The sequence below is a fragment of the Nostoc sp. genome (assembly GCF_036917635.1).
Lineage (GTDB): Bacteria > Cyanobacteriota > Cyanobacteriia > Cyanobacteriales > Nostocaceae > Nostoc.
In genome coordinates this window covers 1-12,024 of the sequence record NZ_JBALCW010000107.1, presented here as the reverse complement: position 1 = coordinate 12,024, position 12,024 = coordinate 1, and the positions used below count along the sequence as shown (strand labels likewise).

The following is a 12,024-nucleotide window of genomic DNA, read 5'->3' as shown; positions in this document are numbered from 1 at the left end:
AGTCATTAGTCATTAGTCATTAGTCATTAGTCATTAGTCATTAGTCATTAGTCATTAGTCATTAGTCATTAGTCATTAGTCATTAGTCATTAGTCCAAGATAAACCAGGCCCACTCTTTAACATGGTTTGAAGTAGTCCTAATCATTAGTTTTTTTCGCCCAGAAGCGGCGAGGTATGTACCAAAAACTCTTTAGTTATATCTTGCACTAGTCCCAGAAACCGCCATAGGTTTCTAACCTATGGCTAACAGCTAAAGTCCTCTCAAGAGGACTAAACCGTATTAGTGGCATGGATATTAGTCCACTTGAGTGAACTTGGACAAAAAGCCTGTGAAATTTATTTCTTGGCAGGAGATTGGGCAGGTGCAAGATATAAATTTATCAATTCCAACACAGGTATTTTTTCACAAACCCATTAAAAACCCTTGAAAGGGGAGATACATATTTCTCTGACCTTTCAAGGATGTTAAAAATGGCAAATTGCCTTGATTGGGAAGCGCAAATTTAGCAGCATACCCTCTGGTTGGCGTAAAGAAATATTACGACGAGGCTAGTGCTACTTCTACCTTTTCTTGCAATTCACCTTTTTGGTACATTTCAATCAAAATGTCAGAACCGCCAACAAATTCACCATCGATATAGACTTGGGGAATTGTCGGCCAGTTAGAGTATTCTTTAATTCCCTGGCGGATTTCCGAATCTGATAGAACGTCAATTGTCTCGAAGGGAACTCCCAAGGTATTGAGAATCTGCACAACGTTGTTGGAGAAACCACATTGGGGCATTAACTTGTTTCCCTTCATGAAAACCATAATCTTGTTCTGTTGTAGCAAGTTATCAATTTTCTCTTTGAGTTCTGGGGTCATGGTATTTGTATTTCCTATGTTACATTCAACGATGACAAGTTAGAAGTTAAAAATTCATAACTCCTAACTCCTAATTCCTAACTCTATGTTTACGAAGCTGGTGTTCCTTGCCAAGATTCAGGAGTATATGTTTTTACTGCCAAGGCATGAATTGCTTCGGTTGACATAGCTTGCCCCAAAGCACCATAAACTAACTGGTGCTGTTGCACTAGTCCCTTACCTGCAAAGTGCGATGAAACTACTGTTACCTGATAGTGGTCACCGCCACCAGTCAAGTCTTGCACCTGAACCTGGGCGTCTGGCAGTTCCGCCTTGATCATTGCCTCAACCTGCTGCGGACTAATCATCGCTATTCCTGAAAAAACTTACTTTTCTATTATTAACAGATATGGAGCAATGGCTGTGCCAAGTTCAGGTTTTGGCAAGGCTAGAAATAAACGCATCTCTGAGGTGGATTTTTGAGGACGCCGCCTCAAAGCTACGGTAGATAATCCTATCCTAGCACTGGGACATTCTCAAACTTCTGCTCAGGGAGGGAGATGGGGGAGTAGGGGAAAAATTTATTTTTTTGGGGATGAGGAAGATGAAGCACCACCATCTCTAGGATAGGGAGAATCAACAAAACCCAATTCAAACAACTGTTTATAGGCTTTCTTACCTAAATCTCGCGTGGGGTTTTGACTCTTAATTATTTGAATCAACAAGGGTACAGCTAATTCTGGCTGATTTTGGGCGCGATGTACCAATGCTAGCTGAAAGGTGGCTTCATCTCGCTTTTGCGCTGTTACTAGAGCTTTTTGACGCTGAGAATCAGAAACTCTATTGTCAATTCCCGAAAAGCTAGAGTTTAATTCTTGATAAAAATTAGATAGCTGATTATAAACCTGGCGTGCTTCTTGCAGTTTCTTGACAGCTAAGGGGTAGTTTTGAGCAGAAACGGCTTGGTCTGCCTCTTTCAATAAGCGATCGCCACCTTCAACGCTCAAAATGCTGTTACTTTGGGTTATGGGGCGCAGGTTATTGGGATCGTTGGGGTCAATGGGTTGTGGACTATTAGTGCCTGGTAACTGTGATACCTGAGCATTCACAGGTGATAGCAGGCTGAGGACTGCTATGACTGATAAAAAAGTACGGTGCATCAAGGTAACAGCGACAGCAGTGTTCATGGGGTCAAGTAGTGCAACGACTATACAGAAAATTTATGGAAACTTCGGGTATCTTAACTCTGTTTTGGTCTTCGACAAAGCAAAGCCGCATCCTAAGTTTCTTTGATTTAGACTGAAAATCGGTTTAATAGAGTTCCCGTTGCCCCTGTATAATGATTAACTAAAATCGTCTTTATGAGCGATCGCGTTAATTCCTCTGATTTTTTAATCATCGGTTTACCAGCAAGCAGCTTGGGAGTAGTTTGACAACGCCGTGATGAAGAGTTTTTTGAGAAAAAATTTAGACTGCTTCACCATCCGTCCCGCTACCGACTTTCCTTTGCAATAATTATCTCAGGTTAAGTGGAATATTTGGCACGAGAATCTTCTCACGCTGCAAGAAGTATTTGCGATCGCTTCCATCGGGCGTGAAACGCGATCGCACCAAACCATTTAAACATGGCGATGTCCCCAGTCCGCGCTTCCCAAAATTTTCTTTTTACCACTCATGGTTACAAAATCATGGAAAATCTCAAGACTTTCATTTAACTATTTGTCCAAATAGTAAGAATATTTATCATCAACTAATTCAGTTGTTTCGAGACAATTATTAGCTATTGGCTCAAAAGAATGCCAATTTGGCTAAATACTCCATTAAAAGCGGGTACTCTATATCTATACACCCTCAAAGGTTGCAAACAAGCCCGCTTGTTTGGTGACGGACTCACGATGAATATAGCAAGCAATCAATGTCAAACCTTGAAAACGTCCAGTTTCTTAATCATGCACGGTTAATACTCAATGGGTAAGAGCGAGTCTTGGGACATTTGACGTTTGGCGATATCAAGAATTAGTAATTTCTGCAAATGCACGATTAGTAATTTTTGTTTGTTGATGGCTTAACTGTTGCAGTGCCTTTGCTAAATCAACTGTGATGCTTTTAGCATCTTGTTTTATACAGCCACTCATGTAATCCTTTACTCTAATTGGGGAGCCAATGTCAATACTCACATCTGTACCCCAATTTGGGTGAGGTTGGCTGTAATTGATGCCTATGGGTATAATTTTGACTCCCAGCCCCGAATGACTAGATTCAGCGCTCAAAGCAAGACGAGCAATTCCGGGCTTCAACTGGTGAACTTGTCCATCACGAAAAATATTACCTTCTGGAAAAATAACCAGGGTTTTTTGCTGCTGAAGTAGCTCAACTCCATGTCGCAGCGTGCGGATTGACGGATGCTTAGAATTTACAGGGAACCCTCCCAAACGTCGGACAAACCAGCCTTGCAAACCTTGGCATTCGTCGATAGTCACCATAAACCGCAGGTCTTGTTCTCTGCGACAATCAACGGTAGCGTAGGGTACGAGCAATGCATCCCAACGCGCCCGATGAGTAGGCGCGAAGATCACAGGCCCAGTTATAGGGATATTTTTTTGTCCGGTTATGCTAATTTGCCCAAAGAATAATGGTAATAGGCACTGACGCCCTAATAAATATGCCAGAGGACTTAACCAAGGAGAAACCCTTGAAGTAGTATCAGCCACCTGATGATTTGCTGGTGTCTGCTGGCAAGTATCGGATGAAGAGTAAAATTCCATCATGACGGATGCAGCTGATTGACGGGTAAAATTTAACGAAAAGTCTGATTAGTTACACCGTAGGTTCTCTTGTCTGACTTGTCTTGTACTAGATGGACAGTTTTACCTCTGTCCGTTAGTTTACACTACGCCGCTTAGTAGCAAACCAAGCCTGTAATTGTTCACGACAAGCTGACTCTAGAACGCCTCCGATTACTTGTAAGCGATGATTAGAAGCAGCGCTATTGGGTATGTTAATAACTGTACGAATTGCGCCAGTTTTGCTATCGTCTACTCCATATACAAGTAGTCTTAGACGCGCTTGGAGGATCGCACCTGCACACATCGGGCAAGGTTCGAGAGTTACGTAGAGGGTGCATTCATTAAGATGCCAATTTTGTAAAGTTGTTGCAGCTATTTTGAGAGCGAGGATTTCCGCATGAGCGGTTGGGTCTTTGTCGCGCTCTTTTCTATTTTCTCCTTGTGCTAGCAATTTGCCTGTTGAATCAATGATAACAGCACCTACAGGGACTTCACCTGCATCACCTGCTACTTTTGCTAATTCTAGAGCATAACTCATCCATTTTTGATGTATAAGATATTCTGTGTATTTAGTTAACATATACTTATCAATATAAAAATTTTAAAATTCTACTCACCTTTGGACGGGGGAGATAGCGATCATACGAGGAATAAAAAGTATATAGCGGTTCTTGGTTGAGTAAGTACAAAACCCCACACCCTTCTTCGAGCTACGGTGTACACACAAGTGCAATCTACGCTTAAGTATCATAACCCCTGAGATACCTCAAGAAAGGTTTTACGTAGTAAAACCTGTCCCTCTCCTTACTAAGGAGAGGGATTAAAGATAGGACAGGGTGAGGTTTTGAAGGACTTTTGGGTAATCAGATAACTTGTGTGTAAACCGTAGGCTTTGAGTGGAGTTTAGCTATTAGCCTAGAACTTGAGTTCTAGGCGGGATGTGCGTCAGTAGAATACTTTAACTGTTACAAAAGTGGGAGTAATGACAAGCACTAAAAATCTTAAGCTAAATAGCGGCTTGGGCTAAAAGGGGATCGAGTTGATTTTGTGTGTCCAGTTGATAAAGGTCATCGCAGCCGCCAATGTGCTGGTTATTGATAAAAATTTGCGGTACACTACGGCGACCGTTAGCGCGTTCTGACATTTTCGCTCTGGCTGCTTCGTCGCCATCGATTTTATATTCGGTAAAATTTACACCTTTCCACCACAGCAGTATTTTGGCACGAATGCAGTAAGGACAAGTTTGCCATGTGTAAAGTTCGACGTTGGCTTTGACTCGCTCTGGATGGCGATTTAAAAGAGGATTAAGAAAGTCCAGCATATTTTCTTAAGCAAGGTTTTAACTGTGTCTCTAGCCTAGATCATTGCTGGCATTGATTACTACATTGGGGCTTGAAGCCACTGTCTTTGATTAGAACTATCTATACCACGATACACATAGTCATGCAGTATAAATAAGCCAGCAACCATGTTGATTAACATGAGTGTGATGTAGTCAATAAACACGATTCATCTCTTGATGCTTTTCTGGGCTGATATGAATTATCCCAAGTTACACCGTTATATTTCTAAATATTTAAACCGACAGATAAACACAGATTAGCTCCAAAATAAAGTGTAACAAAATTTAACTTTTTGCCACTGGTATCCACCCCTTGGTAAACTGTAGCGGACGTTCCACTTCATAGTTAATGAAAGCCATAGTAAGTCCATACTTTGACGTTCCTGGTCCGGCAAAATTCCTCTGGAGAGGGCACTTTATTGAACACCCTGATGTTGCACAAAGAGGTAATCAGATTCGTTTGGGGCTGGAAAAGGCGGAATGTGAGATAGTGTTTCTATCGCAGGTAGAACTTCACGCAGGATTGATTCGTGAATCAATCCTAGCGGTACAAGAACCTGCGTATGTTAACTATCTTGAGAGTGCTTGGGAACATTGGTCAAGAATGGAGAATGCCAGTACAGAGATTTTTTCCAACATTTCCCCAAACCGCCATCTGACTCAGTTCAACGAAAGTCCTGTGGCTCTGGCGGGATGGTACATTGCTGATGGTGCAGCACCAATCGGAGAATACACATGGCGAAACGCTTTAGGAAGTGTATCTGCGGTTATTGAAGCGACTTCATATCTCAAAGCAGAAGAGTTGGCTGTATATGCCTTGTGTAGACCAAGTGGGCATCATGCTTGCGGGGATATGGCAATGGGTATGTGCTTCTTAAATAACGCTGCGATCGCTACACAAGAGCTTCGCACAAAGTTTTCCCGAATTGCAATTCTTGATATTGACATGCATCATGGTAACGGCACCCAGCAGATTTTTTATCAGCGTAGTGATGTTTTAACAATTTCGATTCACGGTAATCCTACCAACTTTTATCCTTTTTATACAGGTTTTGAAAACGAACGTGGCAGCGGTGATGGAGAAGAATGTAACTTGAATATTCTCCTACCTCCTGGAACTAATGAGGCTTCTTATCTACATGCGTTGGAGAAAGCGCTAGCTGTAGTGTCGTCGTTCAACGCAGAAGCTTTGGTCGTAGCAACTGGCTTTGACACGTTTAAATCAGATCCTCTGGGTTGTTTTGCTCTTGAGTCCACGTCTTATAACCAAATTGGCAGAAGGATTAAGTTACTTGGTCTGCCGACTCTTTTTGTACAAGAAGGTGGCTACTTTGTTGAAGCCCTATGTGAAAACGTTCGACAATTAGTCACAGGTTTTAAAAGTGTTTAAAATCATACATGTAAAGATTTTTAAGTAAAATTTATAGTATAACTTTAAGTACTTACCCTGAGATTTAACACGCTGATATATCTAGTAATTATTGAGAATAGTGTCAATAAGTTGGGAATTGATACTTCGTTAAAATTTTGAATCGAAATTTGGTAACGGCTCTTTGGTAAACTTAAAGACTGAAATAGCCAGATAAAACGGCAGAAATTCAAGCAGTTGAGAGGGCAGACTCTGTGGAAAATACACTTGGGTTAGAGATTATTGAAGTAGTAGAGCAAGCTGCGATCGCTTCCTCGAAGTGGATGGGTAAAGGCGAAAAAAACATCGCTGACCAGGTAGCTGTGGAAGCTATGCGGGAGCGGATGAATAAAATCCACATGCGCGGTCGCATTGTGATTGGGGAAGGCGAACGCGACGATGCCCCTATGTTATACATCGGTGAAGAAGTTGGTATCTGTACCCAACCAGATGCCGCAAGTTTCTGTAATCCTGATGAACTAATTGAAATTGATATCGCGGTTGACCCTTGTGAAGGTACGAACTTGGTAGCTTATGGACAACCTGGTTCGATGGCTGTCTTAGCAATTTCTGAAAAGGGTGGATTATTTGCTGCTCCTGACTTTTACATGAAGAAGTTAGCAGCACCTCCCGCAGCTAAGGGTAAGGTAGACATCAACAAGTCAGCAACGGAAAACCTGAAGATTCTGGCTGAGTGTCTAGATCGGAGTATTGAAGAACTCGTGATCGTGGTCATGAAGCGCGAACGCCACAACGATTTAATTAAAGAAATCCGTGAGGCTGGAGCGAGAGTCGCCCTAATTTCAGATGGTGATGTGGGTGCAGCCATCAGCTGCGGTTTTGCTGGAACTAATATCCACGGGCTGATGGGTATCGGTGCGGCTCCTGAAGGTGTAATCTCAGCAGCTGCAATGCGCGCTTTGGGTGGACACTTCCAAGGTCAACTGATTTACGATCCAGCAGTCGTAAAAACAGGTTTGATTGGAGAAAGCAGAGAAGCCAATATCGATCGCTTAAAATCTATGAATATCAATGACCCCGATAAGGTCTATGATGCTCATGAATTAGCATCTGGTAAAACTGTTCTGTTCGCTGCTAGCGGCATTACCAGTGGTAATCTCATGGAAGGTGTCCGTTTCTTCAACGGTGGAGCCAGAACCCAAAGTTTGGTAATTTCCAACCAGTCAAAAACTGCTCGCTTTGTTGACACGATTCACATGTTTGGTGAACCCAAGACTCTCCAACTGAACTAATTTTTAGGGAATGGGGAATGGTAAAAGTAGGGGCGAAGTATTTGGAAATAAATCTTTCTCTAAAATGGAAAAATAGTCAGCCAAATGCTTCATCGTTACACTAGTTAGTAGTTAGTATTTAGTGATTAGTTATTGTTTATTGGTTGGAAAAACTATCAACCAATAAACAAAAATCCCCCATTCCCTATTTCTCACTCAATGCCCTATTCTCAACTACCAACTAGTAACTACGATTTAGCAAATGAATATAGCAGTGGTGGGGTTAAGCCATAAAACAGCCCCAGTAGAAGTCCGGGAAAAACTGAGCATTCCAGAACCACAAATTGAAAGTGCGATCGCTCAACTGGCTAGCTATCCCCATATTGACGAAGTTGCAATTCTTAGCACTTGTAATCGTCTGGAAATTTACATTGTTACCAGTGAAGCAGACCAAGGTATCCGGGAAATAACGCAGTTTCTCGCAGAATACAGTAAATTACCCGTGCTTTCTCTGCGACAGCATTTGTTTATGCTGCTACATGATGATGCGGTGATGCACGTTATGCGGGTAGCAGGTGGTTTAGATAGTCTGGTACTCGGAGAAGGTCAAATTCTGGCTCAGGTGAAAACTACTCACAAACTGGGTCAGCAATATAACGGTATAAAAACCATTTTGAATCGATTATTTAAACAAGCGCTGACAGCTGGTAAGCGGGTTCGTACTGAAACTAGTATTGGTACTGGCGCTGTGTCTATCAGTTCGGCTGCTGTAGAGTTAGCGCAAATAAAAGTGGCAAATTTAGCTGCTTGTCGAGTGGTAATTCTCGGTGCTGGTAAAATGTCGCGGCTGCTGGTGCAACATCTAATTTCTAAAGGTGCTGTGCAAATTAGTATTGTAAATCGCTCCCGCGATCGCGCCCAAGAATTAGCAAAGCAGTTCCCTCAACAACTGCTCCAAATTCATCCGCTATCGGAAATGATGACTGTAATTGCCGATAGTGATTTGGTGTTTACAAGTACTTCGGCAACAGAGCCAATACTTGACCGGTCTAAGTTAGAAATGGTTTTAGAAGTTCAGCGCTCTCTAATGTTATTTGATATTTCTGTGCCGCGTAATGTTCATGCGGATGTAAATGAATTGGAAAATGTGCAAGCTTTCAATGTGGATGATTTGAAAGCAGTAGTAGCACAAAACTACGAAAGCCGCCGGAAGATTGCACAGGAAGCCGAAAAACTTTTAGAGGAAGAAGTGGAAGCTTTTGATATTTGGTGGCGCAGTTTAGAAACTGTTAGCACCATTAGCTGTCTGCGAAATAAAGTCGAAACCATCCGCGAACAAGAATTAGAAAAAGCATTGTCAAGATTGGGTTCGGAATTCGCGGAAAAACATCAAGAGGTAATTGAAGCATTAACACGGGGAATTGTCAATAAAATTTTACACGATCCGATGGTGCAATTGCGATCGCAGCAAGATGTAGAAGCCAGACGGCGCTGTATGCAAACTCTGCAAATGCTGTTCAACCTGGATGCAGAGGAACAGTTTAGTTAAACTGAACAACAAATAAGATCCCCGACTTCTTTAAGAAGTCGGGGATCTTAGCTTTTCAATTAGATATACTTCTAATTAGATACACGTCTAATTAGGATTGAGTTATGCAACCAGAGTAATTTAACATTTTACTGCGCTTTGCAATGCAAATAAAATTTAGAAATTTTCTTTAATAGTTACTATCCAACGAAATTGCTTAGTATTATCCGCAATTGCTTGTCCGTCGCTTTCGGGGTAGATGACCTCAGATGCGGTATTAGGAGTGATTACCATAATGCTACGCCTCCAATCTTCGAGTTTTTCATAGTTTAGAACAGTTCACATAAAACTTGTAGCTGACTAACTTCAGACAGCACTTTAAAATGGTAATATCTTCAAAAAATTTAGCCCCACAATCATAGGTTATATATTTATGCAGTTAGAAACACAAAAACTCTATTACACACCTGAAGAGTATTTAGAAATTGAAGAAAAGGCAGAATATATTCGAGTTCCAGCTGGTAATCTAAACCTGCTTCGGTAAAAGCTGTTTGAACTTGCTCTAAATCTCTGACTGTCATAATTGACATAAAAAGCTTTTTCCACTTAAATGTGCAACTCGATTTTAACAAGAGCCAAATTTCAGAAGATTTGACACCGTGTGCGACTTTCTAGGAAACCTATTTAAAGGTAATATAGCAATGCTCTCTGAGTTGTGAAAATTACTTTTTAATCGAACCACAGAGGCGCAGAGAACACAGAGAGAGAGAAGAATCAACAGAAAGTTTCACAAATGATTTAGGACTGCTATATCTATTAGCCAATGTATGGTCAATCAGAACTTTAAACTACAGTATTATTTTCCTAGATACGCTTCTAAAACTTTGGGATTAGTTTGAATTTCTGCTGGTGTACCGTCAGCTAAATTCTGCCCTTCGGCAAGTACCCAAACGCGATCGCACAATGACATAATCACATCCATATTGTGTTCGATAATCAAGAAAGTCATTCCATCTTGACGGTTCCAAGTGATAATGCGATCGCAAATATCATCAATCAACCTCGGATTCACACCAGCAGCCGGTTCATCCAACAAAATTAACTTGGGATTAGTCATCAACGCCCGTCCCATTTCTAGCAGCTTGCGTTGTCCACCAGACAAGCCACCAGCATAATCATGTGCTTTTTTTCCCAAGCCTACTGATTCTAATAGAAACATTGCTCGTTCTTCGAGTTGCTTTTCTTCCTTAGCTACAACATGCGGCTGCAATTGCACTTGCCAAAAATTTTCACCAGTTTGTTTTTGCGCCGCCAGCAGCATATTTTCTAATACCGACAACCGCGAGAGAGTTCGCGCAACCTGAAAAGTCCGGATTACTCCCTGTTGGGCAATTTGATATGGTTGCAAGTTGTGAATCGGTTCGCCGTCAAAAATTACTCTTCCCTTATCTGGGCGAATGAAGTTTGAGAGTAAGTTAAATAAAGTTGTTTTACCAGCACCATTTGGGCCAATCAAACCCGTAATGCTGCCTTTGGCAACTTCGATTTTCGCCTCATTAACTGCTTTGACACCACCAAAGCTTTTAGAAAGTCCAGTGGCTACCAAAAGGGGAAGTGGCGATGACTGGTTATTTACCAAGAGTAAGTTCCTCCTTTTTCCCTAGAATACCTTGAGGTCGCCAAATCATCAGTATCATCAAAATTAGTCCGATTACCATGATCCGAAATGCACCTAAACGGGCTTCATCAAGGGGGACTATTCTGGGTAAAACTTCCCGCGTCAGTGCATCGTAAGCAAAGAAAATTACCGCACCTAAGATTGTGCCAATATTATTACCTGAACCACCTAAAATCACCATAATCCAAGTGTCAAAGGTGATTTGCGGTTGAAAGTTATCAGGGTAAATAGCGCCCAGTTGCCAAGCGAAGAAAGCACCAGCGATACCTGCGATCGCACCCCCTAACATGAGAGATTGTAATTTATACCAAAAGACATTTTTTCCCAGCGCCTTGGGAATTTCTTCATCTTCACGGATGGCTTTAAGAATTCTACCCCAAGGCGATCGCACCAAAATTTCTAAGCGCCAGTATACAAATGCTAAAACCAACAGCAACACCAGCATTAAACCCGCTTTTGGGTTGTAATTATACAGTGCGATTACGCCAGAAATATAAATCGCTGCTGCCAAAACGGCTAACACAATTCCCACACCCAAACGTGATGCAAATTCTTGTTTGCTAGTTGTCCTTTTACCTAAATCAGTAGTCCGAGATATTTGGGTGGTACTAATCCATCGCCATAAGGTAAAAAAAGTTACAGCAGCTAGCAGTGTTAAAAGTCCAATCATCACTAATCTGACAAACAAATTTGGCTCTGTGGAAAAGGGTATGCGATAACTTTGCACACCAAACGCCCCAGAAATCCAGGTGTCACCCACAGGTAATTCCTGATTATTCACCACCAAACGAATTAATTCCCCTGTACCGATAGTGACAATTGACAGATAATCTTCCCGTAAGCGGAGAGTTGCAAAACCAATTACCAAACCTAACAAGGCGGCGACAATTGCCCCAGCTACTGCCGATATCAGTAGAGGTACGCCCTTTAAACTTAACAATACGGTTGTATATGCTCCCAGGGTCATGAAAGCAATATGACCAAAGTTAATTAGCCCCGTAAAGCCCCACTGTAAATTGAGTCCTAATGCGAATAGAGCAAAAAGTGCTGTAGAAATTGCTAAGAAAATGAGATAGTCAACCATGTTTTGCAATGGGGAGTTAGGAGTTGGGAGTTGGGAGTTGGGAGTTGGGAGTTGGGAGTTGGGAGTTGGGAGTTGGGAGTTGGGAGTTGGGAGTTGGGAGTTGGGAGTTGGGAGTTGGGAG

12 protein-coding genes and 1 pseudogene are annotated in these 12,024 nt (G+C 41.8%); 3 read left to right on the top strand and 10 right to left on the bottom strand.

Features of this window, described 5'->3' with window-relative positions; all coding sequences use genetic code 11:
- Window positions 1-539: 539 nt before the first annotated feature.
- The 6 genes from grxD to grxC all read right to left on the bottom strand — a co-directional run bounded on the left by grxD (window position 540) and on the right by grxC (window position 4,952).
- The gene (grxD, locus tag V7K32_RS26575; RefSeq protein WP_323201962.1) at window positions 540-866 is read right to left on the bottom strand and encodes a Grx4 family monothiol glutaredoxin; all 327 of its coding nucleotides are present in this window, start codon (window positions 864-866) and stop codon (window positions 540-542) included.
- A gap of 89 nt (window positions 867-955) precedes the next feature.
- Window positions 956-1,213, bottom strand: a complete 258-nt coding sequence (locus V7K32_RS26570) for a BolA family protein (protein WP_334997586.1) — start codon at window positions 1,211-1,213, stop codon at window positions 956-958.
- Window positions 1,214-1,426: 213 nt separating this feature from the next.
- A complete protein-coding gene (locus V7K32_RS26565; RefSeq protein ID WP_334997584.1) occupies window positions 1,427-2,032 on the bottom strand; it encodes a hypothetical protein in 606 nt (201 codons plus the stop codon).
- 822 nt (window positions 2,033-2,854) lie between these two features.
- Window positions 2,855-3,613 (bottom strand): lysophospholipid acyltransferase family protein, encoded by a 759-nt coding sequence (locus tag V7K32_RS26560; protein ID WP_334997582.1) that lies wholly within the window; start codon window positions 3,611-3,613, stop codon window positions 2,855-2,857.
- Window positions 3,614-3,725: 112 nt separating this feature from the next.
- Entirely contained in the window at window positions 3,726-4,211 is a 486-nt protein-coding gene (gene tadA, locus V7K32_RS26555) for a tRNA adenosine(34) deaminase TadA (protein WP_334997580.1), read from the bottom strand.
- A 426-nt stretch (window positions 4,212-4,637) separates the two neighbouring features.
- Window positions 4,638-4,952 carry a glutaredoxin 3 gene (gene grxC / locus V7K32_RS26550; RefSeq protein ID WP_334997578.1) on the bottom strand — a complete coding sequence of 105 codons (315 nt, stop codon included), beginning with the start codon at window positions 4,950-4,952 and terminating at the stop codon, window positions 4,638-4,640.
- A 370-nt stretch (window positions 4,953-5,322) separates the two neighbouring features.
- Here grxC and V7K32_RS26545 point away from each other — a divergent pair, with 370 nt between their 5' ends.
- The 3 genes from V7K32_RS26545 to V7K32_RS26535 all read left to right on the top strand — a co-directional run bounded on the left by V7K32_RS26545 (window position 5,323) and on the right by V7K32_RS26535 (window position 9,162).
- The gene (locus V7K32_RS26545) at window positions 5,323-6,363 is read left to right on the top strand and encodes a histone deacetylase family protein (RefSeq protein WP_334997576.1); all 1,041 of its coding nucleotides are present in this window, start codon (window positions 5,323-5,325) and stop codon (window positions 6,361-6,363) included.
- A gap of 233 nt (window positions 6,364-6,596) precedes the next feature.
- Entirely contained in the window at window positions 6,597-7,634 is a 1,038-nt protein-coding gene (gene glpX, locus V7K32_RS26540) for a class II fructose-bisphosphatase (RefSeq protein WP_334997574.1), read from the top strand.
- A 241-nt stretch (window positions 7,635-7,875) separates the two neighbouring features.
- Window positions 7,876-9,162, top strand: a complete 1,287-nt coding sequence (locus V7K32_RS26535; protein WP_334997572.1) for a glutamyl-tRNA reductase — start codon at window positions 7,876-7,878, stop codon at window positions 9,160-9,162.
- A 162-nt stretch (window positions 9,163-9,324) separates the two neighbouring features.
- On the opposite strand, the pseudogene V7K32_RS26530 reads toward V7K32_RS26535, so the two are convergent.
- From V7K32_RS26530 to V7K32_RS26515, 4 genes and pseudogenes are all read right to left on the bottom strand, one after another.
- Window positions 9,325-9,435, bottom strand: a pseudogene (locus V7K32_RS26530) (Uma2 family endonuclease); the annotation flags it as partial.
- 137 nt (window positions 9,436-9,572) lie between these two features.
- Window positions 9,573-9,731 (bottom strand): hypothetical protein, encoded by a 159-nt coding sequence (locus V7K32_RS26525; RefSeq protein ID WP_334997570.1) that lies wholly within the window; start codon window positions 9,729-9,731, stop codon window positions 9,573-9,575.
- A 266-nt stretch (window positions 9,732-9,997) separates the two neighbouring features.
- Window positions 9,998-10,780: an ABC transporter ATP-binding protein gene (locus tag V7K32_RS26520; protein WP_334997568.1), complete on the bottom strand. Its 783-nt coding sequence runs from the start codon at window positions 10,778-10,780 to the stop codon at window positions 9,998-10,000.
- On the bottom strand, window positions 10,770-11,903 hold the full coding sequence (locus V7K32_RS26515) for a branched-chain amino acid ABC transporter permease (RefSeq protein WP_334997590.1): 1,134 nt from the start codon (window positions 11,901-11,903) through the stop codon (window positions 10,770-10,772). The genes V7K32_RS26520 and V7K32_RS26515 overlap by 11 nt, the downstream gene beginning before the upstream one ends.
- Window positions 11,904-12,024: the final 121 nt, after the last annotated feature.